Source organism: Streptomyces sp. NBC_00299 (genome assembly GCF_036173045.1).
Lineage (GTDB): Bacteria > Actinomycetota > Actinomycetes > Streptomycetales > Streptomycetaceae > Streptomyces > Streptomyces machairae.
The window spans coordinates 1,334,877-1,360,338 of sequence record NZ_CP108039.1 but is presented as its reverse complement, the minus strand read 5'-3'; the positions used below and the strand labels follow the sequence as shown (position 1 = coordinate 1,360,338).

Genomic DNA, 25,462 nt, shown 5'->3' with positions numbered 1-25,462 from the left:
GCCAGGCACCGCGTTCTCTTCGGCCATGAAGGAAGTCCGCCATGACAACCGAAACAGGAACGAGGTGTGTCGACTGGCTGCACACGGCCCGTGAGCTGGCGGACGACCTCGCCACGGACGCGGTCGAGCGCGAGCAGGCCGGCAAGCCACCCCTCGACGAGGTCGCCCGGCTGCGCGAATCGGGCATGCTCACGCTGCTCGTACCGGCCGACCACGGCGGAGGCGGCGCGGACTGGCGCACCGCCTACGCCGTCGTCCGGACCATCGCCGCTGCCGACGGGGCCATCGGCCACCTGCTGGGCAGCCACTACTTCCTGTCCTTCTGCGCCCGGTTCTTCGCCGGCCCCGACCGCGCCGCGCGGATCGAGCGGGCCTTCACGGCGGGGGAGTGGTACTGGGGCGGCGGTATCGCCTCGCAGGAACCGCCGCTCATGCTGACCCCCACGGCCAACGGCTATCTGCTGGACGGCCATCAGCGGTACGGCTCCGGAGTCGGGGTCGCCGACCGGCTGGTGGTCCGCGCCGCCGTGCCCGGCATCGGCGAACCCCTCGCCGTCCTGGTCGACCCCGCCCACCCCGGCCTCGTGAGCGGCAGCGGCGGCGACACCTTCGGCCAGCGGCTGGCAGCCGCCGGCGGTGTCGGGTTCGACGCCGTGTCGGTCGCGGCCGACGACGTGCTCGGCTCCCTCTCCTCCGACGAGGGCGCTCTGTCACCCTTCGCCGGCCTCGCCGCACCGACCGCACGGCTGGTCTCCGCCCACTTCTGCCTCGGCGTCGCCGAGGGGCTGCTCGGCGAAGTCCGCGAGCACGGACGGGCGGTGCGGTCCCCCTGGCAGCCGTTCTCCCCGCAACCCTGGCCGGGGCACCCGCCACAGGACCCGTACGTGCTGACGGCGTTCGGTGAGCTCGCCGTCGGCGCACGTGCCGCCTCGGCCCTCGCCGACCAGGCGGTGGACGCCCTGAACCGCGGTCTGACGCGGGGCGAGGACCTCGACGACGAGGAGTGCGCGGAGATCGCCGTCCTCGCGAGCGCGGCCGAGGCCGCCGCCTCCCGGGCCGCGCAGGAGATCACCGCCCGGGCCCTGGACGCCGTGGGCGCGCCCGCCGCCTTCGCCCGCCACGGCCTGGACCGCTTCTGGCGCGACACCCGCACGCACACCCTGCGTGAGCCGATCGCCCACAGACTGCGCGAGGTCGGGGACTACTTCCTCAACGGGGCGCACCCGCCGTTCAGCCTTCCCGCCTGACCCGACGAGTCGGCCGGTGGGGACGAGCGCGGCAGTGATGGATAATCTCAGCATGCGGATCTCGGCGAGGGCGGACTATGCGGTGCGGGCGGCGTTGGAGCTGGCCGCGGCCGGTGACGACACCTCGCTCAAGGCCGAAGCGATCGCGGCGGCCCAGGGCATCCCGCACAAGTTCCTGGAGGGCATCCTCGGGGACCTGCGCCGCGGCGGACTCGTGGTCAGTCAGCGCGGCGGCAAAGGCGGCTACCGGCTCGCCCGCCCGGCCGACTCGATCCCGATCGCGGACGTGATCCGCGTGGCCGACGGCCCCCTGGTCTCGGTGCGCGGCGTACGCCCGCCGGACCTCTCCTACATCGGCCCCGCGGAGTCCCTGCTGCCGCTGTGGATCGCCGTACGCGCGAACGTCCGCAAGATCCTCGGCGAGGTCACTCTGGCCCACGTGGCAGCGGCCAAGCTGCCCGACGACGTCCTGAGCCTCGCGGACGACCCCGATGCGTGGACGAACCCCTGACCGGCGTCTCGCAGCTCTTCGGTGGCGCCCGCATCAGTCGGCCGGCTTCTCCCACACCGACACGTGCTTGCCGCTCTCGCTCGTGAACGGCTCGCGCGTCCAGTTCTCCCACCGGTCGCGCAGCCGCAGACCGGCGAGCCGGGCCATCAGGTCCAGCTCGGCCGGCCAGACGTACCGGAACGGGATGGACCAGTGCTCGGCACGGCCGTCCACGATGGTGACGTAGTTGGAGCTCATCGCCTGGGTGGCGACGTCGTAGGTGTCGAACGCCCACTGGGTGTCGCTGATGTGGAACGGTACGGCGCTCTGCCCGGGCGGCAGCCGGCGCAGAGCGGGCACGCCCACCTCCACCACGAAGCAGCCACCGGGCCGCAGATGGGCGGCCGCGTTGCGGAAGCAGTCGACCTGGGCGTCCTGGGTCGTCAGATTGTCGATCGTGTTGAACACGAGGTAGGCGAGCGCGAACTCGCCCGCCACCCGCGTCGTCGCGAAGTCCCCGATCGTCACCTCGACGGCGTCACCGCCGGGCTTCGCACGAAGCCTGTCCACCATCGCGCGGGACAGGTCGATGCCGTGCACCGGGACCCCGCGGCCGGCCAGCGGCAGCGCGATCCGGCCGGTGCCGATGCCGAGTTCGAGCGCCGGGCCGTCGCCGGCGAGTCCGGCCAGCAGGTCGACCGCGGGGCCCACCACGTCGGCGCGGAACATGTCCGCCGCTGACGTGTCGTAGGTGGCCGCGATGTTCTCTCCGAAGTAGCCGTCTTCATCGATCACACCGGGACGGTACTGCCGACCGCCGCCGCGGGGCACGTGAATTTCGCCGTCGGCCGTCGCTCGACCGGGGTGCTGGCACCACCGTGAACCGGGGGCTGGGACGACTGCCCTCGGCACCGTCTCCGCCTAGCTTCGTGGCAGGAGGAAGCCAGGAATTCCAAGGGACTAGGGGGAACGGTCATGGGGGCAATGAGCAGGAGGAACGTGCTGCGCGGCGGCCTGGTCGCCACGACGGCGGGGGTCGTGGCGCCCGGGACGGTCGCGGGAGCGGTCGCGGCTGCGGACGAGGCGTCCTGCCCGCCGCCGCCCGGACCGGCGATGGTCGGACAAGGTGATCCGCGGTACCGGTCCCTGGCGTCCCGGGGGTACAACCGACGGTTCGTGGGCGAGCCGGAGCACGTCTGGGTGGTCGGTACGACCGCGCACGTGGTCCGGGCCGTGCAGCAGGCGGTCGACAGCGGCCGCCGGATCACGGTCCGCAGCGGCGGCCACGGGTTCGAGAACTTCGTCGCCGACCCGGCCGTGGAGGTGGTCGTCGACATGTCCGCCCTGACAGGTGTCTCCTACGACCCCGGCCGCCGAGCCTTCGCCGTCGAGGCCGGTGCCCTGCTGGGTGAGGTGTACCGGAGGCTGTATCTGGGCTGGGGAGTGACGGTTCCGGCCGGCTGGTGTGCCGACGTGGGCGTCGGCGGGCATGTCCTGGGCGGTGGCTATGGTCCGCTGTCGCGGCTGATGGGCCTGTCCGTCGACCATCTGCACGCGGTCGAGGTGGTCGTCGTGGACCGGCAGGGCCGGGCGCGTGCCGTGGTGGCCACCCGCGAACTCTCCGATCCCCACCGGGACTTGTGGTGGGCCCACACCGGTGGCGGACCCGGCACCTTCGGCATCGTCACCCGCTACTGGTTCCGCACCCCCGGCGCCGCCGGCGACGACCCGTCCGGCCTGCTGCCCGCGCCGCCGTCGAGCGTGCTGAGCTTCTCGGTCACCTGGGACTGGCAGAAACTGGACAGGACGTCCTTCGCCCGGCTGGTCCGCAACCACGGGGAGTGGGCCGAGAAGCACAGCGCCCCGGACTCGCCGTACCTCGCCCTCTACAGCGAACTCGCGCTCACCCGCCGCCCGTCGGGGACGGTCCTCATGATCGGGCAGGTGGCAGCGGACTCCGGCGCCGAGCGGATGCTGGACGAGCACCTCGCCGCGATCAACCGGGGCGTGCCGGTCCAGCCCGTGCGCACCGTCCGGAACCAGGCCTGGTTGGCAGCCGCCCTGGCCGGCTCGCCGGGCGACCCGGCCCCCGCTACCGGCTGAAGGTCAAGTCCGGCTATCTGCGCCGCCGCTTCAGCGACCGGCAGATCGACGCCCTGCACCACCACCTCACCCGCTCCGACTACGACCACCCGGCCGGCAGCGTGAGCCTCTACACCCACGGCGGCAAGGTCAACGCCGTGGCGCCGGACACGACCGCGACCCCCCACCGCGACGCGATCATCAAGATGTTCTTCGTCAACGGATGGGAGGACCCCCGGGACGACGCCCGGCACATCGGCTGGCTGCGCGAGCTCTACGAGGACGTGTACGCCGACACCGGCGGCGCCCCGGCGGCGGCCGACGGCGCGTTCATCAACTACCCGGACACCGACCTCGCCGACCCCGCCCGGAACACCGGCGCTCCCTGGCAGACCCTGTACTTCGGCGACAACCACCGCCGCCTCCGGCGCGTCAAGGCGAAGTGGGACCCCCGCGACGTCTTCCGCCACGCCCTGTCGGTACGCGCGGCGTGAATGTGACTGCTCAATCCGCGGACGCCGTCTTGACGTGGGCCGCGCGCGGACCGACACTCTCATCAGATTTCCTAGTGAATTGGTAGGGAAGCATGGGGCGTCCTGAGTCGGTCACCGGTCGAGTGAGCCGTACGCCCCTTCTCACGTCCCGCCGTCACATCGACCTGCTCCGCGTCTGCAGCGCGATCTGACCCCCTGAGCCGAGCCTCCACGTCGCTTCCGTACGTGTACGTCCACACGCCTGCCCCGGGGAGAGTCATGTCCGTCACACCGCTGGCCGCCCATCCGTCCGCACCGACCGCTCCCGCCTTCCGGGGCCGGATCGGCCGGGACGAGCGCAGCGGCCACTACGCCGTGCCGCGCCGCTACCGCCTCCACCTGACGACCGCCTGTGCGGACGGCCTGCGCATCGCCGTCGCCCACAGCCTGCTGCGCCTCGACGACGTGTGTCCGGCGACCTTCCTGCCCGCGATCCCCGACTGCGCCGACGGCGGGCACGCAGCGCTGCGTCCGCTGTACGACGCCAGTGTTCACCGGTACGCCGGACCGGCCCTCGCGCCGGTCCTCAGCGACGACTGGTCCGGGCGCATCGTGAGCACGCACGCCCCCGACATCACCCGCGACCTCGCCCGGCGCTTCGGCGGCTGTCGCCTGGAGCTCTACCCGTGCGGCGCGGAGTCGGAGATCGAGGCGGTCGAGCGGATGTGCGCACAGGACATCGAGGAGGCCGCGCAGGCCGCGGGGGCGGCCGGTGCCGAGCGGGCGGAGCGGGACGAGGCGCTCGGGACCCTGCTGCGTGCGCTGGGCGCGCTGGACCGGTGGCTGGACGGGCGCGAATACCTGATTCGCGATCAGATCACGGCCGCCGACGTCGAGTTGTGGGTCACGCTCGTCCAACTCGACACCGTGCACCGGCACCACCTGGACGCCGCAGCGGTGCAGCGCGTCGCCGCGCACGCCACCCTGTGGGCCTACGCCCGCCGGCTCGCCGCGCACCCGGCCTTCGGTGCGCATCTCGACCTCGACGCCATCTCCCGCCGCCACCACGCCCGTTGCCGGGGCCTGGAGGACGCCGGAGCGGCCGTCCAGATCCTGGACTGGGCGGCCCACGCGGCAGCCGGAACCGGGGCACGAGCGCAGGTCGAGCGGCCGAAGAAGGACAGCGGCCTCGCCCAGCCCCTCGCCGACGCGATCAACCACCTGATCGACAACGGCCAGTACGCCAAGTGGCTCGCCGCCTGGAACCTCTCGGGCGAGGCAGTGGCCAAGTCGGAGGTCAACCCGCCCGGGCTGCCGTTGGACAACTCCTGACGGGAACAACCTGCCGACGTCGGCGCGTTGTGACTGATGTCGAGATGTGCGAGGCGCGAAGCGCGCGACGTGGAGGACGGAGGTGGCGGACGTGACGCACATGTTCCACGCCGTCCACCTCCACTCCCGGCCCCACATCGACCTCCAGCGCGTGGCCGGCGCGCTCTGTTGCTCCTGACCCGTTCCTCCACCGCCGAGCCCACCCCTGCGTGAGTCCCCTCGGCGTTCTTGTCACGGACTTCCAGGAAGGCACCGACTCGTGTCCTCAACACCCTCTCCCTCCCTGCATCTCGCCGTCGCCCTGGACGGCACCGGCTGGCATCCCGCCTCCTGGCGCGAGCCGGTGGCCCGCCCCCGGGACCTGTTCACCGCCGGGTACTGGACCGACCTGGTCACCGAGGCCGAGCGCGGACTGCTCGACTTCGTGACCCTCGAGGACGGCCTCGGTCTCCAGTCCTCCCACTTCCTGGATCCGGACGAGCGCACCGACCAGGTCCGTGGCCGCCTCGACGCCGTCCTCATCGCCTCCCGTGTGGCCCCGCTGACCAGCCGCATAGGTCTGGTGCCGACGGTCGTCGCCACCCACACGGAGCCGTTCCACATCTCCAAGGCGATCGCCACCCTCGACTACGTCAGCGCCGGGCGCGCCGGTCTGCGCGTGCAGATCACCGCCCGCCCGAATGAGGCCGCGCACTTCGGCCGCCGCACCGTCGGGCGCATCGAGGCCTACGACAGTCCGGCCGCGCAGGAGGTCGTGACCGACCTCTTCGACGAGGCCGCCGACCACGTGGAGGTGGTGCGCCGCCTCTGGGACAGCTGGGAGGACGACGCCGAGATCCGGGACGCCGCCACCGGGCGCTTCATCGACCGCGACAAGCTCCACTACATCGACTTCGAGGGCCGGCGCTTCAGCGTCAGGGGCCCCTCCATCACACCCCGCCCGCCGCAGGGCCAGCCGATCGTCAGCGCCCTCGCCCACGACACCGTCCCGTACTGGCTCGTGGCCCGCGCCACCGACGTCGGATACGTCACCCCGCACGACGCCGACGAGGCCCGCGCGATCGTCGACCGGGTCCGCGCCGAGCAGGACGCCGCGGGTCGGGCCGCCGAGCCCCTGCACATCTTCGGAGACATCGTGGTCTTCCTCGACGACGACCCGGCCGCCGCAAGGGCACGCCGGGAACGGCTGGACGTGCTCGCGGGACAGCCGTACACGAGTGACGCCCTGATCTTCGCCGGTGCCCCCACTCAACTCGCCGATCTGCTCCAGGACTTGCGCGGGGCAGGGCTCTCCGGCTTCCGGCTTCGGCCCGCCGTCGCGGGCCATGACCTTCCGGCGATCACCCGGGGACTCGTCCCCGAACTCCAGCGCCGGGGCGCCTTCCGCCGTGCCTACGAGGCCTCCACCCTGCGCGGCCTGCTGGGCCTGGCCCGCCCCGCCAACCGCTACTCCCCCAGGCTCTCGACTTCGCTCGAGCCCGGGGGGACCCCCATCGCCTGAGCCGGAAGGACCCGCAGCCATGACCAAACCGCTGAAGCAGATCCACCTGGCCGCCCACTTCCCCGGTGTCAACAACACCACCGTGTGGAGCGACCCGCGGGCCGGCAGCCACATCGAGTTCAGCTCCTTCGCCCACTTCGCCCGGACCGCCGAACGCGCCAAGTTCGACTTCCTGTTCCTCGCCGAAGGACTCAGGCTCCGTGAACAGGGCGGGAAGATCTACGACCTGGACGTCGTCGGCCGCCCCGACACCTTCACGATCCTCGCCGCGCTCGCCGCCGTCACCGAGCACATCGGCCTGACCGGCACCATCAACTCCACCTTCAACGAGCCCTACGAGGTCGCCCGCCAGTTCGCCGGCCTCGACCACCTCTCCGGCGGCCGCTCCGCCTGGAACGTCGTCACCTCCTGGGACGCCTTCACCGGCGAGAACTTCCGCCGCGGCGGCTTCCTGCCGCAGGACGAGCGCTACTCCCGCGCCAAGGAGTTCCTCGCCACGGCGAACGAGCTCTTCGACTCCTGGCACGGCGACGAGATCGTCGCCGACCAGGAGACCGGCACGTTCCTGCGGGACGCCAAGGCCGGCGCCTTCGTCCACACCGGGCAGCACTTCGACATCCACGGACAGTTCAACGTCCCGCGCTCGCCCCAGGGCCGCCCGGTCATCTTCCAGGCCGGCGACTCCGAGGAGGGCCGCGAGTTCGCCGCCGCGGAAGCGGACGCCATCTTCAGCCGGCACGGCACCCTCGAGGGCGGCCGGGCCTTCTACACGGACGTGAAGTCCCGCCTGGCCAAGTACGGCCGCGGCCCGGACCAGCTGCTCATCCTGCCCGCCGCAACCTTCGCCCTCGCCGACACGGACGCCGAGGCCGAGGCACTCGCCCGCGAGGTGCGCCGCCGACAGGTCAGCGGGGCCACCGCCCTCAAGCACCTGGAGTTCGTCTGGAACCGGGACCTGTCCTCGTACGACCCGGAAGGGCCCCTCCCCGACATCGACCCGGACGTCGGCGACGACCACATCTCCAAGGGGCGCGCCCAGGTCCGCATGTACCGGGACCCGCTGGCCACCGCCCGTGAGTGGCGCGAACTGGCCGAGGCCAACAAGTGGTCCATCCGTGACCTGGTCATCAACACCGGCAACCGGCAGAACTTCGTCGGCTCCCCGGCCACCATCGCCAGGACCATCAACGACTTCGTCCAGGCCGACGCGAGCGACGGCTTCATCCTCGTCCCGCACATCACCCCGGCCGGCCTCGACGACTTCGCCGACAAGGTCGTCCCGCTGCTTCAGGAACAGGGCGTGTTCCGCACGGAGTACGAAGGCACGACCCTGCGCGAACACCTCGGCCTGACGCACCCCGACGGGCACCGCGACGAGCGGCTCGCGTCGTGAAGTTCATCGCGATCACCCTGATCGTGCACCGCCCTGATCCGGTCACCGGGGCGAAGAAGCCGACGCACGAGCGCTTCCGCGAGGTCCTCGACAACGCCCTGCTCGCCGAGGAGCTGGGCTTCGACGGCTTCGGCGTGGGGGAGCGGCACGAGCGGCCGTTCATCTCCTCGTCCCCCACGGTCGTCCTCAGCCACGTCGCAGCCCTGACGAAGCGGATACGGCTCTTCACGGCCGTGACGACGCTCAGCCTGCTCGACCCGGTGCGCGCCTACGAGGACTACGCCACCCTCGACCACCTCTCCGAGGGCCGCCTCGACCTGATCATCGGCAAGGGCAACGGCGCGGCCCAGCGCGACCTGTTCCACGTCACACCCGAGGACCAGTGGGACCGCAACGCAGAGAGCTACGAGGTCTTCCGGCGGATCTGGCGCCAGGACAAGGTGACCGCGGCGACCCGCTTCCGCCCGCCGCTGACGGACGCCGAGGTGTGGCCGCGGCCCTACCAGCAGCCCGTCCGGGTCTGGCACGGCAGCGCCACCAGCAAGGAGTCGGTCGACCTGGCCGCCCGCTACGGCGACCCGCTCTTCTCCGCGAACGTCACCCACCCCATCGAGCCGTACGCCGAGTTGATCCGCCACTACCGCGAGCGGTGGGAGCACTACGGCCACGACGCGGCGGACATCGCGATCGGGGCCGGCACGGCGGGCATCCACGTGGCCCCCACGTCCCAGCAGGCCCTGGCCGCCTACCGGCCGGTCTTCGAGGCCAACCTGGCCTTCTACCGGCAGGCGGGGCTGCCTGTCGTGTTCGAGACGCTGGAGGACTTCGTCGAGCGCAGCTCCGCCCTGATCGGCAGCCCGCAGCAGGTCATCGACAAGGTGCACCGCTACCACGAGCAGTTCGGCCACACGGCGGTCCACGTCCAGGCGGACGCGAGCGGCCTCACCGACACCCAGCACCGCGACTCGCTGGAACTGTTCCAGTCGGCGGTGACACCCGTGCTGCGCAAGGACATCCCGGACCCGCCCTTCGCATGGGCCCCGGTGCTTCCGGCCTCACCGACCGCGCAGGAGCGAGTCCATGTCTGACATCCCCCTCGGCGTCCTGGACCTGATCCCGATCTCCTCCGGCTCGACGGCAGCGGACGCCCTGCGCAACTCCATCGACCTCGCCCGGCAGACCGAACGCCTCGGCTACGCCCGCTACTGGTTCGCCGAACACCATCTCAACCCCGGCGTGGCGGGTACGTCCCCCGCAGTCGCCCTGGCTCTGACCGCCGCGGCCACCTCCACCATCCGGCTCGGCTCCGGGGCCGTACAGCTCGGTCACCGGACCGCGCTGTCCACGGTCGAGGAGTTCGGCCTGATCGACGCCCTGCACCCCGGCCGTCTCGACCTGGGCCTCGGCCGCTCGGCCGGCCGCCCACCGGGGGAGAGGGCGACGACCGCGACGGCGACCCCGGTCGTCGACGGCCGCGCCCCCAACGGCCTGCTCATCCCGCCCCGCTTCTCCTTCGAGCACCTCCTCGGCTCACCCCGCATCGCCCTGCAGCGCACACTGCTCCTGCTGCCGGGCGCCGAGTCGCAGGACTACGCCGAGCAGATCGACGACATCCTCGCCCTGCTGGCCGGCACTTACCGCTCCCCGGAGGGCATCGAGGCACACGCGGTGCCGGGCGAGGGCGCCGACGTCGAGGTGTGGATCCTGGGCAGCAGCGGCGGCCAGAGCGCCGAGGCCGCAGGCGCCCGCGGCCTGCGCTTCGCCGCGAACTACCACGTCAGCCCGGCCTCCGTCCTGGAGGCGGTGGACGGCTACCGCTCCTTCTTCCACCCCTCCGAGTTCCTCGACAAGCCCTACGTCAGCGTCTCGGCCGACGTCGTGGTCGCCGCCGACGACGCGACGGCCCGCGAACTCGCGGCGGGCTACGGCCCCTGGGTCCGCAGCATCCGCACCGCCGAGGGCGCCATCGAGTACCCGACCCCCGAGGAGGCCCGCGCCCACCCGTGGAGCGACGAGGACCGGGCGCTGGTCCAGGACCGCGTCGATACACGGTTCGTGGGGTCGGCGGGCCGGGTGGCCGATCAGCTGGAGCAGCTTCAGGAGGCCACCGGTGCCGACGAGTTGCTGATCACGACGATCACGCACGACCACGCCGACCGGGTGCGGTCGTACGAACTGCTGGCGCGGGAGTGGAGTCGTAGGTGGAGAACCCGTTGTCCTGGCTCTCCAGCGCGTACACCTCGGCGGCCACGTCACCGGAGTCGTGGATCGGGTGCCCGGCGGTGACCTCGCCGAGGCGGCGGCCGAACTCGATCTGCGCGGTGTCGTCCAGGCCGTCCTGGCCACGCAGAAAGAGCACCTTGTACGCCACGAGCGCTTCCCGGATCGCCTGGATCTGCTCGTCGCCGAGGCGAGCGAGGTCGACACCGTGCAGCTCGGCGCCGAAGTTCGGGCCGAGGGGGGTGAGGGGGAGCTGGGGCGGGGCGATGACGGTCATCCGAACATCCCTTCTTGGATACGGAGTTCAGGCAGCGGCGGCTGTCTTGACGGCGTGGGACACCTGGGCGCGCAGCTCGGCGAACTCCCGTGACTCGCGCAGCTCGTCGGCGTCGACCCCATCGCGGGGGAGGTCGACCGGCAGGTCCAGGGCGACGGTCCCCGGAGCCTTCGTCAGCACGACGATGCGGGAACCGAGGAACACCGCCTCCTCGGCGGAGTGGGTCACGAACACGGTGGTCCGGCCGGTGACCTGGCGTACGTCGTCCTGGAGCCGCTCCCGGGTCAGCGCGTCCAGCGCCGCGAACGGCTCGTCGAGCAGGAAGAGGGGGTTCTCGGCGGCCAGGGCACGGGCGATGGCGACGCGCTGCTGCTGCCCGCCCGAGATCTCCCAGACGTGCCGCTTCTCGGTGCCCCCCAAGCCGACGCGGGCGAGCAACTCGGACCGCCGCAGCGGCCATTGGGCGCGCTCCACGCCCGCATACCGCAGCGCCACGTCGATGTTGCCCTGCACGGTCCGCCATGGGAACAGCCGCGGCGACTGGAACACCACCCCGGCCGCCTCGCCGGGCCGTGGCGCCTTGCCGGACACCCGCACCGAACCCTGCGTGGCCCGCTCGAACCCGGCGATCAGCCGCAGCAGGGTGCTCTTGCCGCAGCCGGAAGCGCCCACCAGGACGAGGAACTCGCCCGCGGGGACGGTCAGATCGACCGGACCGACGGCCGTGACGGGACCGTACCGATGGGTGACGTGCTCGATCCGGACGGAACCGTCCAGCGCGGGCTCGACTGCACCCTCGACAGTGTCACTTGAGGACATCGGGGAGTCCCTTCAGGTAGAACGCCTTGCGGACGACGGCCTCGGAGGGTGCCGCGTCGATCTGCTTCTGGCCGGCGAGGAACTGGGCGGTGTCGGTGACGTAGGTCAGCAACTTGCCCGGGCTGCCGTCGGTGCCCAGCCAGTCGGCGGAGGTGACCTGCTCCGGGGTGAGGAACACCCCCTGCGCGAGCTGTGCCTTGGCGTCGGCGGTGCTGATGCCGAGCTCGGCGGAGACGTCCTTGACCGCTCCGTCCGGGTCGGACTTCAGCAGCCGCAGCGCCTGAGCCTGCACCGACCGCCAGGTGTCGATCACCTTGGGAGCGCGGGCGATCAGCTCGTCCGACACGACGGCCAGGTCGAGTGTCGGCTTGCCCGCAGCGCCGATCTCCTTGCTGCTCGTCAACTGTTTGCCGGTCTTGCGGAGTTCGTCGAGGGTGGGCAGCCAGACATAGGCGGCATCGATGTCACCGCGCTGCCAGGCGGCGAGGATCGGCTGCGGCTGCAGGTCGATCAGCTTGACGTCGGACGTCTTCAGCCCGGCCTGCTCCAGCGCCGCCAGCAGGCTGTAGTGCGAGGTGGAGGCGAACGGGGTGGCGATGGTCCGGCCCTTGAGGCCGGCGACGTCGGTGATGCCGCTCTGCTTACGGGCCACGAGGGCCTCGTTCTCGCCCGCCACGTCCAGGATGAAGGCGACCTTGTACGGGACCGGCGAACTGCCCGACACTCCGCGGGCGAACGGACTCGACCCGAGCGCGGCGATGTCGAGGGACTTGCCGATGAAGGCCTGGTTGACGCCGGCGCCGGAGTCGAACTTGATCCAGGAGATCTTGTAGTCCGGCAGCGCCTTCTCCAGCAGCTTGCGCTGCTTCACGATCAAGTCCCCGCTGGGGAAGGCGAAGTAGCCGATCCGCAGCTGCCTGGAGCCGCCGGACGAGGCCGCCGAGCTGTCCGAGGAGCAGCCGGTGACGCCGGCGGAGACCGTGGCCAGGGCGCCGGCGAGCAGGAGCCGACGGGACGGGCCGGAGGGGACACGGGACATGTCAGGGCCGTTTCTGTGCAGAGGGGTTCTTCTACGCGAGACAGAGGGGGTTCTTCTGCGTGAGCAGAGGGGTGACTTCCAAGCGGTCCTGTGCGCTGTGCGCTATGCGCGGCCGCGCCACGGGACGACGGCGCGTTCCAGCCGTAGCAGCAACCCGTCGATGACGAGCCCGGAGACGCCGATGGCGATGATGCCGACGAGCACCACCGGGGTGTTGTTGTAGTTGGCGGCATCCTTGACCATGCCGCCGATGCCGGGCAGTCCGTTGACCAACTCGGCGGCGACGAGGGAGGAGTAGGCCACCCCCACGGCGAGCCGCACTCCGGTGAGCGTCTCCGGGAGAGCGGACGGGACGACGACGTCCCGGACGACGTCCAGCCGCGACGCGCCGAGGGCACGGGCCGCCTCGATGAGGCTCTTCGGTACGGCCGCCACGGCTGTCGTCGTCGACACCGCCACTGGCGGGAAGGCGGCCACCGCCAGCAGGGTCACCTTCGGCTCCTCGTTGATGCCCAGCCAGATGATCAGCAGGGATAAGTACGCCAGCGGCGGCAGCGTCCGCAGGAAGGTGATCCAGGGCTCGAACAGCGAGCGCACCCAGCCGACGGTGCCCATGAGCAGCCCGAAGACCACCCCGGCGGCGATGCCGATGCCGGCCCCGAGCGCGATGCGTCGCAGGCTGATGCCGAGGTGCTCGACGAGAGTGGTGCCGTTGTAGCCCCGTACGCCGTCGTGCGTGGTGGAGACGTCGATGAACGCGTCCCACACCCTGGCCGGCGGCGGAACCAGCGTGGCGCTCCATGTCCCGCTGGCCGCCAGCAGCTGCCACAGGACGAGGAAGAGCAGGAGCGAGCCGACCGGCAGTGCGACAGGGCGCACACGTGCCCACACGCCCCGCGCAGGCGAGCCGGGCCGGGGCGGCACATCGGCAGGCGTAGGGGTGCGATCAGGCTTGGACAGAGGGGGAGTTGTGGACACGGGGCGTCCTCCATGGGGCGCCGGGACATGAGCTGCTGCCGTCGACCGACATGGGCGGCGGGCCCCGAGCGGGAGTGATGCTGAACGAAGCGCAGAGAGCACCCTGCGACAGGGTGCGGGAACGCCCTCGCCGGGGTGCGACCACCGGGCGGCCAGGCGCGTGCGACAGGGCTACGTCAGCAACAACAACCCGAGCCCGGGCGTCGGCACAGGTCGATGACCAGGCGTCGCACCAAGGGCTCGGGATTCATGAGGCCCATTTCTACCCCAGCCGCAACCCGTCACCAAGAGGCGTCCACTCTCTGGAACACCGGCAGGACATCCTGTGCCGGCCGGTGCCGTGGCGTCGGCGTGGCCGGGAACGTCACCCTCCCCCGAAGGTGGCGTTCCCGGCCACTTTCCCCGGCGCCGGACTGTGGACTCTCACGTCCGAGCGCGTCAGCCGATCCGTGCCGTCACCAGCACATGACCGCTGTCTCCCCCGAACCCCAGCTGGAGTAGAGGCGCACTCTGACGTGATAGCGGCGGCCCTTGACGAGGCGGGCCCTGACGGTGGCGTTGTCCGGGGTGCCGCCGTCGTCCTGGGCGGTGAGGTACCGGGGTTCGCCGTCCCGTTCCTCGAAGACCACGACGACGGTGTCGCTGTCGCCGAAGGTGCCCACCGTGTATTCGCGGGTCTCCGGCGGCTCGACGACGAAGTCGGCCTGCTCCGCCGGACCCAGCCGCAGCGGCACCGAACGGAACGGCACCAGCTCCCGCGGCCCCGGCGTCTCGGCCGGCGGGTACCAGCGCCGGACGAACTCCCTGTCGGCCTTGGACAGCACACCCGGCGGGTTCAGGCCCGCGCGGAACTGCTCCGGCTCCAGGATGAGCCCGGCCGGGAAGGGATACTCCATGATCGAGTGCGGGTCCCAGGCGGAGCCGTTGACCTCGTTCGGATCGAGCTTGCGCAGGATGTTGAAGAACGTCCTGTCCCGGCTCCAGAAGTTCGGCGGGCCCGCCAGATCCGCGTACACGGCCTCGTCGTCCCAGTGGATGCCGGCGAACGGGCTCTGGTGCTCGTGCAGCATGCCGAGCGCGTGCCCGATCTCGTGCAGGGCCGTTCCGCGTTCCCCGGGCACGGTCAGGTCCCAGCCGAAGTTCATGGTGCGTTCGTTGAGGCCGACCCGGAGCGCGTCCTTGCCCACGGTCGACCAGGAGCCGTCACCGAGCTGGAATCCGACGCGCAGCTCGGCCTCCGACCGGTCGCCCACCTCTACGAACGACAGCCCGATGCCGAGGCCCTGCCACTCCTCGAAGCACTCGCGCACGACGTCCTGCTGCTCCTTGCTGCCGACCCACGACACACGCCGGGTCTCGCCGGTCTCCGGATCGGGGATCACGGATCCGTCCGAGTCCCGGTCGAGGAAGCAGTAGTGCAGCACGGTGCCGTTGACCCACATCCGGCGTCCGCCGATGAGCGCACTGAGCCGCTCGGCGGCCAGCCCCGGGGCGAAAGCGGGGGCCGACTGCTGCGCGAGGGAGCAGTAGCGAGCGGTCATGCGGACAGCCTGCCGTCGGCCCGCCCCGGGCGCCTGAGTCGAGGGCTACTCAAGTACCCCTGTATCAAGGATGAGTCACCGCGCTCCTATTGCCGTGACGAACTTCGAACGTGACGCGAAGACCCTGGAGTTGCCCTGGCCGTTCACCGGCCGGGAGAACGAGATCGAGCTGGTGCGGGACTCCTTGACCGCCGGCCGCCAGGGCCTCGTGATCACCGGTCCGGCGGGCTGCGGCAAGACCCGCCTCGTCACCGAGGCCGTCCGCGGCACCGACTGCGCGCGGGTGGCCGGCACCCCCGAGACGCGCCGGATCCGCTTCGCCGCGTTCGCGCACCTCGTACCGGAGTCGGCCTCCCTGCACGGCGCCTTCCAGCACCTGTCCGGCGTACGGCTGCTCCTGGTCGACGACGCGCACCTGCTCGACGACGCCTCCGCCGCCCTCGTCCATCAGCTGGCGGTGCACGGACGCACTCGTCTCCTGGTCGTCACCACCTACGGCGCCCCGGTCCCGGGCGCGATCTCCCGGCTGTGGACCGGCGAACTCCTGCCCCGCCTCACCCTGGAGCCGCTGCCCCGCGAGGAGACCGCCCACCTGCTGGCGGCCGGAACCGCGGTCGGCGCCGGTGGCCTCGGACCTCTCACCGTGAACCGGCTGCACCGCCTGTGCCGGGGGGACCTGCGGCTGCTGCGCGACCTGGTGGGCGCGGTGCGCGAGCGCGGACTGCTCAGCCGGGCCGCCGACTCGGGCCCGGACTCGGACTCCGACGAGTGGGCGTGGCGCGGCCCGGTGCCGGTCACGGCGGCGGTGCGCGAGCACACCGCACAGGTCCTCGACCGTGCCTGCTCCGAAGAGCGCGAGATCCTCGAACGCCTGGCCTTCGCCGAGCCGTTGTCCCTGGATCTGGAACCGGCTCTGGAACCGGCTCCGGCAACGGGTCCGGAACAGCGGCCGGAACAGGGCTCGGAGCCGTACCGACTCGATCTTCGCGCCCTCGAACGCCTGGAGGCCGACTCCCTGGTCCATGTCGACGACCGGGGCGCCGTCCGCCTCGCCCACCCCCTGCACGGCCCGGTGCTGCGGGCCGCGGCCGGCCGGCTGCGGGCGAGGCGGCTGTCCAGTACGCCGGATCGGTGCCGGCCCGCCCTCGACGCCGAGCAGGCCGCACTGACCGACGCCATCGAACGAGCGGACGTACGGGCGCTGCCGACGCCGGTGGGGGAGTGGCTGGTCGCGGAGGGCGTACCGGTGCCGTCCGGGTACGCGGCCGTGCGCGCCGGGTTCGCGCGGTTGCGCGGCGAGTTGCGTGAGGCGGCGGCATGGGCGCGGGAGGGCCTGCTCGACGGCCGTGACGATCCATCCTGCCGCCTCGAACTCGCCCTCGCCGCGGCCCAGTCGGGCGATCCGACGGCCGCGCACAAGATCCTGGGTGGCCGCCCCCACGGGGGTGGGGCGGTCACCCGGCCGACAGCGGCCCGCGGCCACGCCGACGGGACCGTCGAGGCGCGGGGCGGCGACCTCGACGGGAGTGTCCAGGCACTCTCCGGCGATGCGTACGACGCCGTCCGCCTTGGCGACCCGGAGCGCGCCGCGGGCCGCCTGACCGGCGTCTTCGCCGAGCACGCCGCCGCGCTCGACCGTGGCGACGGCCCCGCCCTTGACCGAGTGGCCCAGGAGCTGGAGCAGCGCGGCTTCCTGCTGTTCGCGGCCGAGGCGCACGCCCATGCCGTACGGGCCCACCGCGACCCGCGTGCCGCCCGCACCGCACGCACGCGTGCCGTCGCCCTGGCCCGCCGCTGCCAGGGCGCCCGCACCCCGGCCCTGTCCGGCCTGGTCCTCGGCGAACTGACCACCCGGCAGCGCCAGATCGTCACCCTCGCCGCAACCGGCCTGAGCAACCGCCAGATCGCCGAGAAGCTGACGCTCTCCGTCCGCACGGTCGGCAACCACCTGTACAGCGCCTACGCCCGCCTCGGCGCCAGCGACCGAGGCGCCCTGCCATGGCTGGTGGAACTACCGGACGCGCAGCCGGCGTAAGGGAGTTGTTCAGGCCGTACCGGGGTCACGCTGTATCGGGATCAGGCCAAACCGGATCAGGCCGCTCCGAAGGCCGAGAACGCCCACCCCGTCGCCTGATGCAGCGCGTCCCCTGGCAGCGCCGCCCGCGCGTCGCGCAGCGCCTCCGCCAGGGAGAGCCCCTGGCTCAGCCCCTTGTGCAGGGCGAGCATCAGCGGCACCACCGCGGCGTCGTTGACCGGCGCGCTGCTCGCCACCACGCCCGCCGTGCCGAGCGGCAGCAGGGCGGTGACCAGGCCGAGCAGTTCGTCGGCGCCGACGGAGGCGAAGCGGGCGGTGTCGCAGCAGGACAGGATGATCCGGTACGGGCTGCGGTCCAGCCGCTCGAAGTCATGGACGATGAGCGGACCGTCGGCCATCCGCAGGTCGGAGAAGAGCGGGCTGTCCGCACGGAACGTGCCGTGCGCCGCGATGTGCGCCAGCTCGGCCCCGTCGAGCTCCTCGAGGACACGCGGCACGCGCGCGTCCGCGTACTCCAGGACGACCGACCCGCCGTACCGGCCGGCCAGGTGCGGCACCTCCGCGCCGCCGGTCGCCAGTCCCGGACCGCGTACCAGCACATGCCGGCCGGGGGGCGGCGGTTCGGTCTCCCGGGCGCGCAGCCAACTGCTCGCCGACGGCGACACGCTGAGCACCCGCTCCCGCAGCGACGGCAACAGCGCCCACGGCACGCGGTGCAGCCTGGCCGGCGGTACGACCACCACGGGGCCGTCGCCCAGATGGGCCGCGGCCGGACCGAGCAGCAGCTCCTCCAGCCGCCGTCCGGCAGCCTCCACCACCGGAAGCCGTCCCTCCGCACCCGGGTGGGCCAGCCGCCGCAGCCCGGCCTGGACGTGCTCGGCCTCCCTCTCCGCGTCGGCCAGGAGCCCGGCCTCGTACCGACGCACCCGCCCCTGCCCGCACAGCAGCACCTGAACGCGCCCGTCCAGCACGGCGAGTTCGACCAGCCGGACTTCGTCGCCCAGCCGCTCCAGCAGCCGGCCCGGGTCGAAGCGGTGGCCGTCGCCGGGTGTGTCGCCGCGCATGTGCAGGGTCCGGGAGCGTATCTCCCGCTCCAGACGCCGCTGTTCGCGCTCCAGTGCCGGAACGGGACGCGCCTCCATGCGGGCGGCCTCCGCGCGGGCCGCGATCTCCCGGAACGCAGTGAGGTTGCTCTGCAGCTCCGGGTCCGCCGGCGGCCGGGTCGGTGGGGTGGACAGCGCGGTGGCCCGCCAGCGCTCGCTCCACACCAGCAGCCGGCGTGGACTGCCGGAGTCGAGGCTGGCTTGCTGGGCCAGCGCGGCCAGCTCCGCGCCCTGCTCGGTGGCGCGGGCACGCAACTCCGAGGCGCCCAGCGTCATCCGGTGCGCATCGAGCACGTCCAGGCCCCGCCGGCAGGCCTCCAGGACGCCGCGCCCCGACCCGGCCGCCTGGGCCCGCAGCGCCTGCGCCGCCCAGCCCGTCATCCGCGCCAGCGGCGGCCCGCTGCGCCTGCTGCGGGCGGCCACCGCCAGATGCTGCTCGGCGTCGGCCCGCCAGCCCAGGCCGAGCGCGATCCGGCCGGCGAGCAGCGAGGCCTCCGGCGCGGCCGGCGCGCCGAACGAGGCCAGCCGTTCGGCGACCGCCGCCGTGTCGGCCACCAGCCGCCCGGAACTGCGCCCGGCGGCCACCCGCGCCTCGATCAGCACCAGCCGGGCATGCGTCTCCCACCAGCCGCGGCGCTGCCCCGCGAACAGCCGTACGGCCATGTCGGCGCGCGCGATCGCGGTGTGCGCCTCGCCCGCCAGCCGGGCGGCACGCGCGGCGGCCAGCAGCAGCTCGGCCTTGCGGGTGGACTGACCGCCGATGCCGTCGAGCACGGCGATCGCCGCGTCGGCCTCTGTCAGTGCCTCCGGGGCCAGGCCGGCGGCCATCAGCACCTCGCAGCGGCGGATGTTGAGCATGAAGGTCGGCGTGCCGAGCTTGGCGTACCGCTCCTCGGCCTCGTCGAGCAGCCGCAGCGCGGCCGGGATGTCGCCCGCCCGGAACGCCGCGAGCCCCCGGCTCTCCACCGCGTCGGCCTTGTCGTGCTCCTGGCCCGTGGTGTCCCACAGCGCCTCGGCCGCGGTGAAGTCGGCATCCGCCCGGTCCACCGCGCCGACCGCCAGATGCACCGTCGCACGCAGCGTCAGCGCCCGCGCCGTCCAGATCACGTCGTCCATCTGCCGCAGCACGGGTATCGCCTTGCGTACGTCCTCCAGCGCCTCCCGGTGATGGCCCAGCACCCAGCGGGCGTAGGCCCGGCGGAACAGCACGCGCGCGCGTGTGTGCCCGCTGCCGCGCGCCACGCCGCGCTCCAGCGCGGCCAGCCCCTGCTGAGTGCGCCCCGCGTGCACCAGCGCGACCCCGAGCGCGGCCAGGACGTCCGCCTCCCGGTCGGCCGACTCCGCGCGCGCCGCGAGGTCCCGGGCACGCCGCAGGTGATACAGGGCGATGCGCATGTCGCCCCAGTCCCGCTGCCAGATGCCGATCACCTGGTGGGCGACGGAGGCGTGCAACGGCGTCGGATCGGCGTCGAGCACCCCTTCCGCCCTCGCCAGGGCGTCGTTGGGGGCGGCGAACACCATCGGCAGCAGTTCGAGAACCGATTCGCTTCCCGCTGTCACTCCACGGATGGTAGTTGCCCCAGGACCGTGCCACACAGGTTTGGCGCTGTATCAATCAGTGACCGCACGGCTCTGATTGACGACCGTCGCCTCAGCAGGAGGACACGCCATGGCACCACAGCGATTCCACGAGCAGTTCGAGCACATCCAACGCTCCATGCCCGACGTCCCCCTCGCGATGGGACCGGACGACTCCGCCGAGTTCATCTACGAGAAGGGCTACGTCCTGGTCCGCGACGGCGAGGACGCCCGCCTCGTCGAGGACACCGTACGCGCGCACTTCACAGCCGAGCCCGACCTCGTGCAGGACAACGTGCGGCGCATGAGCCCGCAGACGAACCGCTCGGGCATCACCCGCATCCAGGTCGGCGACCCCGGCGAGGGTGACCGCGCCGGCGACCGCCCGGTCGCGCACGCCCTGCGCGCCCTGCGCGAGACGGAGGGCCGGGCCGGACGCCGCCTGGTCAGCCGCAACCACCTGGTCTCGATCGCCGTCAACTCCTGCCCCGGCGACGAGCCCGTGCCCGTCCCGGCCACCGAGCAGCTCAACCCCGCGGTGGCGGAGGGCGCCCACGACCCGGACACCGCCATCGGTGTCCTCGTCATCGACACCGGCCTCATGAACGACTTCCGCTCCGCTCCGCTGCTCGCCCACACCGAAGGCGACGCGCAGCTCAAGGAGTGCGACGACGACGGCATCCTCCAGCAGTACGTCGGCCACGGCACGTTCATCGCGGGCCTCGTCGCCGCCGTCGCGCCCAACACGAACGTCACGGTGCGCAACTCCCTCAACGACGCGGGCGCCATCCTGGAGTCCGAATTCGGCGAGAAGCTCTTCGAGGCCGTCGACGCGGGCGGCTGGCCCGACATCCTCAGCCTCTCCGCGGGCACCTCCAACGGCCGCACCGACGGCCTGCTCGGCGTCGAGGCCTTCATGCAGGAACTGCGCGGCCGGCGCACCCTGCTCGTCGCCGCGGCCGGCAACAACGGCAGTGCCACGCCCTTCTGGCCCGCCGCCTACGCCGACCTGCCCGACTACCAGGACACCGTGCTGTCGGTCGGCGCGCTGCGCGGCGACGGCGAGTTCGGCGCCTGCTTCAGCAACCACGGCTCCTGGGTCAAGGTGTACGCCCCCGGCGAGCGCCTCACCAGCGTCCTCACCGGCTTCGACACGCCCGTGCCGTACGTGTACCAGCACTCCACCTACGACGCCTGCCGGTACGGCTTCGGCTACTCCTGCTCCTGCGTCTCCCCGCGCCACACCGGCCTGTTGAGCGAGACGGGCGGGAGCAGCGGCACCAAGCCCGACCAGGTGATGTTCGAGGGGTTCGCGCACTGGAGCGGCACCTCGTTCGCCACTCCCGTCGTCGCCGCGATGATCGCCACCCACATGAGCTCGCAGCAGGAGAACGACCCGCGGGTCGCCCGGTACAAGATGCTCGCGGCGAACACCGGATTCGCGGAGGTGCGGGGGGCGCATGTACCCGCGCTTCGCCCCCCGACCTGGCGCCCTGTCCCCGTCGCACCGCCGGCTCCTCGCTCATGAGGGTCGGAACCGCCCCCTCCGCGGCGTACGATGACTTGCCGTACACGAGGGGTGGGGCTGTGGACCGTGCAGATGTCGGTGCGTTGGTCCAGTCCGCCGTCGACGGCGACGCGGCGGCCTGGAAGGCGCTCGTGGAAGGAATGAGCCCACTGGTGTGGTCCGTCGTGCGCGCGCACCGGCTCAATGACGCCGACGCCCACGAGGTGTACCAGACCGTGTGGTTCCGTTTCGCCCAGCATCTCGGGCGCATCCGTGAACCCGAGAAGGCCGGGTCCTGGCTCGCGAGCACCGCACGGCACGAATGCCTGAAGGTGCTCAAGAGCTTAAGGCGGCTGACCGTGACGAGCGATCCGCAGCTGCTGGACCGGGTCAGCGAGGAGCGTACGCCCGAACAGTCGCTCCTGGACTCCGAGGAGGCCGCCGCCGAGTCCGAGCGCATCCGCTGGATGTGGCAGGAGTTCGAGGAACTCGGCGACCGCTGCCGCCAGTTGCTGCGCGTGCTGATGGCCTCGCCGCCGCCCAGCTACCAGGAGGTGTCCGCCGCACTGGGCATCGCCGTGGGCAGCATCGGGCCGCTGCGCCAGCGCTGTCTGCGCCGACTGAGGGCCCGACTCGACGCACGGGGAGCGTTGTGAACGACGACATGCACGACGAAGCGACCGGCGAGGAGCCCGTCGACCACAACGGGTCCGGCGACGACGGGTTCGACATCGAACTGCTGGAGGAGGAACTCCGCCAGGCCGCCGCCATCCTGGACCCCGTGCCGGCCCAGCTGCGGCAGCTCGCCGTCGAGGCCTTCGCACTGCACGACCTCGACGCCCGGATCGCCGAGTTGACCTTCGACTCGGTGGTGGACGCCATTCCGGTCAGGGGGGCCACGGACGTGCCGCGGATGCTGACGTTCCGCGCGGGCGAGGTGACCGTCGACGTGGAGGTGACCGCGCAGGGGCTGATGGGGCAGGTGCTGCCGCCCCAGCAGGCGCGGATCGAGGTGCTGGCCGGCCCGCAGACGGCCATCCCGGTGGAGGCCGACGACATGGGCCGTTTCACCAGCGACGCACCGCCGAACGGCCCCTTCGCGCTGCGGCTGCGGACGGGCGCGGAGGTCGTGGTCACGGAGTGGCTGCGGGCCTGACCCGCCGGGTCAGCGTGCGGCGGCGTCCACCAGCGCCGCCAGTGCCGCCGAGAGCCGGGTGAGTCCCGGACCTGCGGAGCCGCCCGGCTCGGTCATGTACGTGTCCCGGCGAATCTCGATCATCAGGGCGCCGACCCGGGGCTCGCTGCCGTAGAAGTCCAGCGGTACGTACGTACCGCTGAACGGACTGTCCAGCCCCGTCTCCCCGCACGGCGCGAACGCCTCCCGGGCGGCGGCGAGCAGCTCGGGCGGTGTGTGGAACGAGTCGGTGCCCAGGCAGACGGGCGGTCGCGGGCCCTCGCCGTGCAGTTCGTAGGGGAGCCGGGCGGTCGGATAGGAGTGCACGTCGATGATCACGGCCCGGCCGGTGGCGGCGAGCCGGTCGGCCACGGCTGCCGTCATGGCCTTCGAGTACGGCCGGAAGTACCGCTCGACCAGCGGTTCCGGGTCTGTGCCGGCGGGCCGCAGCTGCGCGCGATGCGTGGTCCGGGTGTAGACGGCACCCATGCCCACGGCCAGCATCTCCTCCCGTTCGTCCGGGAACCGCTCCGGATCGACGACCAGCCGGGACAGCCGGTTGACGAACCGCCAGGGCGTGAGCGACGCCCGTTCGGCCGCCGCCTCGGCGAGCTCCGCGGTGTGCGCGTCGGTGATGTGGTCGAGCTCGCGCTCCAGCGCCCGGTCGTCCAGCACGATCGAGGTCCGCGCGTCTGCCGGGATCTGCCGCGCGGAGTGCGGTACGTGCAGGATCACGGGGGAGTCGGCGGCGCCGGGCAGCAGCTCGAAGGAAGCAGGCATGGGGCCTCTCAAGGTGTCCTGGTCAGGGGTGGCCGGGTGATCCGGCGGGGTGCGGGCATGGAGACCTGCTGCACCTTGACGTCGACGAGCGAGTGCCGGCAGTCGTACGCCGGTGCCGTGTCCACGAGCAGGAGGTAGGTGATCGTCGTGCCGCGGCCGATGAGGCCGGGTCCGATGCGCAGGAGCGAACCGCACACCTCCGTCTGCGGGGCACGGGCCGCGCCGGGGCCGGCCTCGGTGCGCAGCACTTCCAGACAGGGCACGCCCAGGTCGACCTGGAACGGGTCCCCCCGGTCGAACGCTTCGCTGGGGATGTCCCACCGCCCGGGGTTGGTCAGCACCGGCCGAACCACGTGTGGATCGGTGAGTAAGGCACCGTTCCACCGGATCTCCAGGCTCCCGTACATGACCTGCTGCACCAACGGCTGGTGGCTCACGGTGTAGTTGAGCCGCCGCTTGGGATGGGTGGAGCGGAACGCCGTCCACATCGCGAGGAACCCGACGAGCACGGTCCCGGCGACGCCGGCCGCCGTCCAGAAGGTCTCCCCGGTGTAGAAGGCACCGGACGCGACGGGCGGGAGAGAGGTGACCTCGTTCACGGGCAGCCCGACGCGCCGAGGGGCACTCCTCCGCCGAGGAAGGCCTGCCACTCGTGCGGTGTGAACACGAGTACCGGTCCCTGAGCGATCTTGGAGTCCCGGACCGCGACGAGGCCGGCGACTGCCGCGACCTCGACACACGCTCCGTTGCCCGAACTGCGGCTGCTCCTGCGCCAGTCGGCCCCGTCCAGGTCGACCCGCGACAGCCTCCGTCCGTCGTGCGCGCTCATGACCCCTGCATCTCCCTTGCGATCCGCTCCAGCGTGGTGGGTGTCTCCTGCGGGTCGGGAGCGGCGGCCCGCACGAGGTCGAAGGTCTGGATGAAGGTGCGGACATCGCGTTCCTTCTCCAAGTACACGTTCCCGGCGATGGAGTTGACGTAGACGACGGTCGGCTCGCGCGGCCCGAACTCCAGCAGCGAGAAGGTCCCGGCGAGGGCCGCGTGGGCGCCCTTCGCGGTCGGCATGATCTGGATGGTGACGTTCGGCAGCTCGGTCGCCCTGGCCAGGTGCTCCAGCTGGTCCACCATGACCTCGGTGCCGCCGACCGGCCGCCGCAGCGCGCTCTCCTCCACCACCACCCACAGCTCCAGCGGCTCGGGAGTCCTGGTCAGCAGCGCCTGCCGCTCCTTGCGGAAGCGCACCAACTGGTCCACCTCGTACGGCTCGTTGGGCCGGACGGCGGCGATCACGGCACGGGCGTAGTCCGCGGTCTGCAACAGGCCGTGCACGAACATGGGTTCATAGCTGCGCAGGACACTGGCGTCCGCCTCCAGGCCCGCGTAGGTGGCCATGCCGGACGGCAGCACCTCGTTGTAGTGCGCCCACCAGCCCTGCTGCTGGGCGCCCTTGTGGATCAGCATGACGGCCTCGGTGAGCTCCGGCTCCGTCACGCCGTACCACTGGAGCAGATCGCGGACGTCCCGGGCCTTGATGGGGGCCTGTCCGGTCTCCACCCTGCTGATCTTGGACATCGAGCACTCCAGGTGCGCCGCGACGTCCTCGATCCGCTTGCCCGCGTGTTCGCGCAGGCGGCGGAGTTCGGCGCCGAGCTGGCGCCGCCGCAGCGTGGGTCCGCCGGCCGTGGCCATTGCCTCACCCCTCGCGTCTGTTGCGCCGGGCAAGTGCGTCCGGCCGTCAATCTCCTTGTGCCTGAGGATAGTTGAGATCATGCATATGGCTCACGCAATTGCGTGAGAGAAATCGCCTGACTTCGGAACGCCCTCGTCAACGACTCCGGAAAGAGCCCCCGGACATGACTCCGCCCCGGCCGGGCGGTGCACCGGTCGGGGCGG

Annotated in this window: 25 protein-coding genes and 1 pseudogene; 15 read left to right on the top strand and 11 right to left on the bottom strand. The window is 72.1% G+C overall.

Translation table 11 applies throughout. The features are described from left to right. The first annotated feature begins 41 nt into the window (after positions 1-41). Together OHT51_RS05855 and OHT51_RS05850 are read left to right on the top strand one after the other, a co-directional pair. Positions 42-1,247, top strand: a complete 1,206-nt coding sequence (locus OHT51_RS05855; RefSeq protein ID WP_328877812.1) for an acyl-CoA dehydrogenase family protein — start codon at positions 42-44, stop codon at positions 1,245-1,247. A gap of 52 nt (positions 1,248-1,299) precedes the next feature. Beyond that, positions 1,300-1,758 (top strand): RrF2 family transcriptional regulator, encoded by a 459-nt coding sequence (locus tag OHT51_RS05850; RefSeq protein ID WP_328877811.1) that lies wholly within the window; start codon positions 1,300-1,302, stop codon positions 1,756-1,758. A 33-nt stretch (positions 1,759-1,791) separates the two neighbouring features. On the opposite strand, the gene OHT51_RS05845 is transcribed toward OHT51_RS05850, so the two are convergent. Continuing rightward, the gene (locus tag OHT51_RS05845; RefSeq protein WP_328877810.1) at positions 1,792-2,532 is read right to left on the bottom strand and encodes a class I SAM-dependent DNA methyltransferase; all 741 of its coding nucleotides are present in this window, start codon (positions 2,530-2,532) and stop codon (positions 1,792-1,794) included. A 189-nt stretch (positions 2,533-2,721) separates the two neighbouring features. Between OHT51_RS05845 and OHT51_RS05840 the strand changes: the two genes are divergently transcribed. The 9 genes from OHT51_RS05840 (at position 2,722) to OHT51_RS05805 (ending at position 10,804) form a co-directional block, all read left to right on the top strand. Beyond that, the gene (locus tag OHT51_RS05840; protein ID WP_328877809.1) at positions 2,722-3,840 is read left to right on the top strand and encodes an FAD-binding oxidoreductase; all 1,119 of its coding nucleotides are present in this window, start codon (positions 2,722-2,724) and stop codon (positions 3,838-3,840) included. Positions 3,841-3,941: 101 nt separating this feature from the next. Further along, on the top strand, positions 3,942-4,313 hold the full coding sequence (locus OHT51_RS05835) for a BBE domain-containing protein (RefSeq protein WP_328877808.1): 372 nt from the start codon (positions 3,942-3,944) through the stop codon (positions 4,311-4,313). Between the two features lie 92 nt (positions 4,314-4,405). Then, on the top strand, positions 4,406-4,504 hold the full coding sequence (locus OHT51_RS05830; RefSeq protein ID WP_328877807.1) for a putative leader peptide: 99 nt from the start codon (positions 4,406-4,408) through the stop codon (positions 4,502-4,504). Positions 4,505-4,571: 67 nt separating this feature from the next. After that, positions 4,572-5,624 carry a glutathione S-transferase C-terminal domain-containing protein gene (locus OHT51_RS05825; RefSeq protein WP_328877806.1) on the top strand — a complete coding sequence of 351 codons (1,053 nt, stop codon included), beginning with the start codon at positions 4,572-4,574 and terminating at the stop codon, positions 5,622-5,624. Positions 5,625-5,724: 100 nt separating this feature from the next. Further along, a complete protein-coding gene (locus OHT51_RS43300) occupies positions 5,725-5,802 on the top strand; it encodes a putative leader peptide (RefSeq protein WP_338117315.1) in 78 nt (25 codons plus the stop codon). A gap of 81 nt (positions 5,803-5,883) precedes the next feature. Then, positions 5,884-7,125 (top strand): LLM class flavin-dependent oxidoreductase, encoded by a 1,242-nt coding sequence (locus tag OHT51_RS05820; protein ID WP_328877805.1) that lies wholly within the window; start codon positions 5,884-5,886, stop codon positions 7,123-7,125. A gap of 19 nt (positions 7,126-7,144) precedes the next feature. Further along, positions 7,145-8,518: an NtaA/DmoA family FMN-dependent monooxygenase gene (locus OHT51_RS05815; protein ID WP_328877804.1), complete on the top strand. Its 1,374-nt coding sequence runs from the start codon at positions 7,145-7,147 to the stop codon at positions 8,516-8,518. Further along, entirely contained in the window at positions 8,515-9,606 is a 1,092-nt protein-coding gene (locus tag OHT51_RS05810) for an LLM class flavin-dependent oxidoreductase (RefSeq protein ID WP_328877803.1), read from the top strand. Before OHT51_RS05815 ends, OHT51_RS05810 begins: the two co-directional genes overlap by 4 nt. Next, the gene (locus tag OHT51_RS05805; protein WP_328877802.1) at positions 9,599-10,804 is read left to right on the top strand and encodes an LLM class flavin-dependent oxidoreductase; all 1,206 of its coding nucleotides are present in this window, start codon (positions 9,599-9,601) and stop codon (positions 10,802-10,804) included. Before OHT51_RS05810 ends, OHT51_RS05805 begins: the two co-directional genes overlap by 8 nt. Here OHT51_RS05805 and OHT51_RS05800 read toward each other — a convergent pair. The 5 genes and pseudogenes from OHT51_RS05800 to absR1 all read right to left on the bottom strand — a co-directional run. Further along, positions 10,785-11,015, bottom strand: a pseudogene (locus OHT51_RS05800) (TauD/TfdA dioxygenase family protein); the annotation flags it as partial. The gene OHT51_RS05805 and the pseudogene OHT51_RS05800 sit on opposite strands and share 20 nt — an antisense overlap. Positions 11,016-11,042: 27 nt before the next feature. Next, on the bottom strand, positions 11,043-11,834 hold the full coding sequence (locus tag OHT51_RS05795) for an ABC transporter ATP-binding protein (protein WP_328877801.1): 792 nt from the start codon (positions 11,832-11,834) through the stop codon (positions 11,043-11,045). Then, positions 11,821-12,873, bottom strand: a complete 1,053-nt coding sequence (locus OHT51_RS05790) for a taurine ABC transporter substrate-binding protein (RefSeq protein ID WP_328877800.1) — start codon at positions 12,871-12,873, stop codon at positions 11,821-11,823. The genes OHT51_RS05795 and OHT51_RS05790 overlap by 14 nt, the downstream gene beginning before the upstream one ends. A gap of 102 nt (positions 12,874-12,975) precedes the next feature. Then, positions 12,976-13,752 (bottom strand): ABC transporter permease, encoded by a 777-nt coding sequence (locus OHT51_RS05785; protein WP_443052417.1) that lies wholly within the window; start codon positions 13,750-13,752, stop codon positions 12,976-12,978. Positions 13,753-14,306: 554 nt separating this feature from the next. Beyond that, entirely contained in the window at positions 14,307-15,392 is a 1,086-nt protein-coding gene (gene absR1, locus OHT51_RS05780) for a beta-glucuronidase AbsR1 (protein ID WP_328877799.1), read from the bottom strand. 70 nt (positions 15,393-15,462) lie between these two features. Here absR1 and OHT51_RS05775 point away from each other — a divergent pair, with 70 nt between their 5' ends. Beyond that, positions 15,463-17,427, top strand: coding sequence for a LuxR C-terminal-related transcriptional regulator (locus OHT51_RS05775; protein WP_328877798.1), 1,965 nt, complete (start codon positions 15,463-15,465; stop codon positions 17,425-17,427). A 56-nt stretch (positions 17,428-17,483) separates the two neighbouring features. On the opposite strand, the gene OHT51_RS05770 is transcribed toward OHT51_RS05775, so the two are convergent. Further along, positions 17,484-20,051 carry a CHAT domain-containing protein gene (locus OHT51_RS05770; protein WP_328884249.1) on the bottom strand — a complete coding sequence of 856 codons (2,568 nt, stop codon included), beginning with the start codon at positions 20,049-20,051 and terminating at the stop codon, positions 17,484-17,486. 148 nt (positions 20,052-20,199) lie between these two features. On the opposite strand from OHT51_RS05770, the gene OHT51_RS05765 reads away from it, so the two are divergent. Genes OHT51_RS05765 through OHT51_RS05755 form a run of 3 tightly spaced genes read left to right on the top strand, consistent with a single transcriptional unit; the run spans position 20,200 to position 22,771 of the window. Continuing rightward, positions 20,200-21,636, top strand: coding sequence for a S8/S53 family peptidase (locus OHT51_RS05765; protein ID WP_328877797.1), 1,437 nt, complete (start codon positions 20,200-20,202; stop codon positions 21,634-21,636). A 59-nt stretch (positions 21,637-21,695) separates the two neighbouring features. Beyond that, complete coding sequence (locus tag OHT51_RS05760; protein ID WP_328877796.1) at positions 21,696-22,271, top strand: RNA polymerase sigma factor; 576 nt, start codon at positions 21,696-21,698, stop codon at positions 22,269-22,271. 8 nt (positions 22,272-22,279) lie between these two features. Next, positions 22,280-22,771: a hypothetical protein gene (locus OHT51_RS05755; protein ID WP_328884248.1), complete on the top strand. Its 492-nt coding sequence runs from the start codon at positions 22,280-22,282 to the stop codon at positions 22,769-22,771. A 9-nt stretch (positions 22,772-22,780) separates the two neighbouring features. Here OHT51_RS05755 and OHT51_RS05750 read toward each other — a convergent pair whose 3' ends face one another. Genes OHT51_RS05750 through OHT51_RS05735 form a run of 4 tightly spaced genes read right to left on the bottom strand, consistent with a single transcriptional unit; the run spans position 22,781 to position 25,258 of the window. Continuing rightward, a complete protein-coding gene (locus OHT51_RS05750) occupies positions 22,781-23,569 on the bottom strand; it encodes an N-formylglutamate amidohydrolase (protein ID WP_328877795.1) in 789 nt (262 codons plus the stop codon). 8 nt (positions 23,570-23,577) lie between these two features. Continuing rightward, positions 23,578-24,168 carry a hypothetical protein gene (locus OHT51_RS05745; RefSeq protein WP_328877794.1) on the bottom strand — a complete coding sequence of 197 codons (591 nt, stop codon included), beginning with the start codon at positions 24,166-24,168 and terminating at the stop codon, positions 23,578-23,580. After that, a complete protein-coding gene (locus OHT51_RS05740; RefSeq protein ID WP_328877793.1) occupies positions 24,165-24,398 on the bottom strand; it encodes a DUF397 domain-containing protein in 234 nt (77 codons plus the stop codon). The genes OHT51_RS05745 and OHT51_RS05740 overlap by 4 nt, the downstream gene beginning before the upstream one ends. After that, positions 24,395-25,258 carry a helix-turn-helix domain-containing protein gene (locus tag OHT51_RS05735; protein ID WP_328877792.1) on the bottom strand — a complete coding sequence of 288 codons (864 nt, stop codon included), beginning with the start codon at positions 25,256-25,258 and terminating at the stop codon, positions 24,395-24,397. Before OHT51_RS05735 ends, OHT51_RS05740 begins: the two co-directional genes overlap by 4 nt. Positions 25,259-25,462 lie beyond the last annotated feature (204 nt).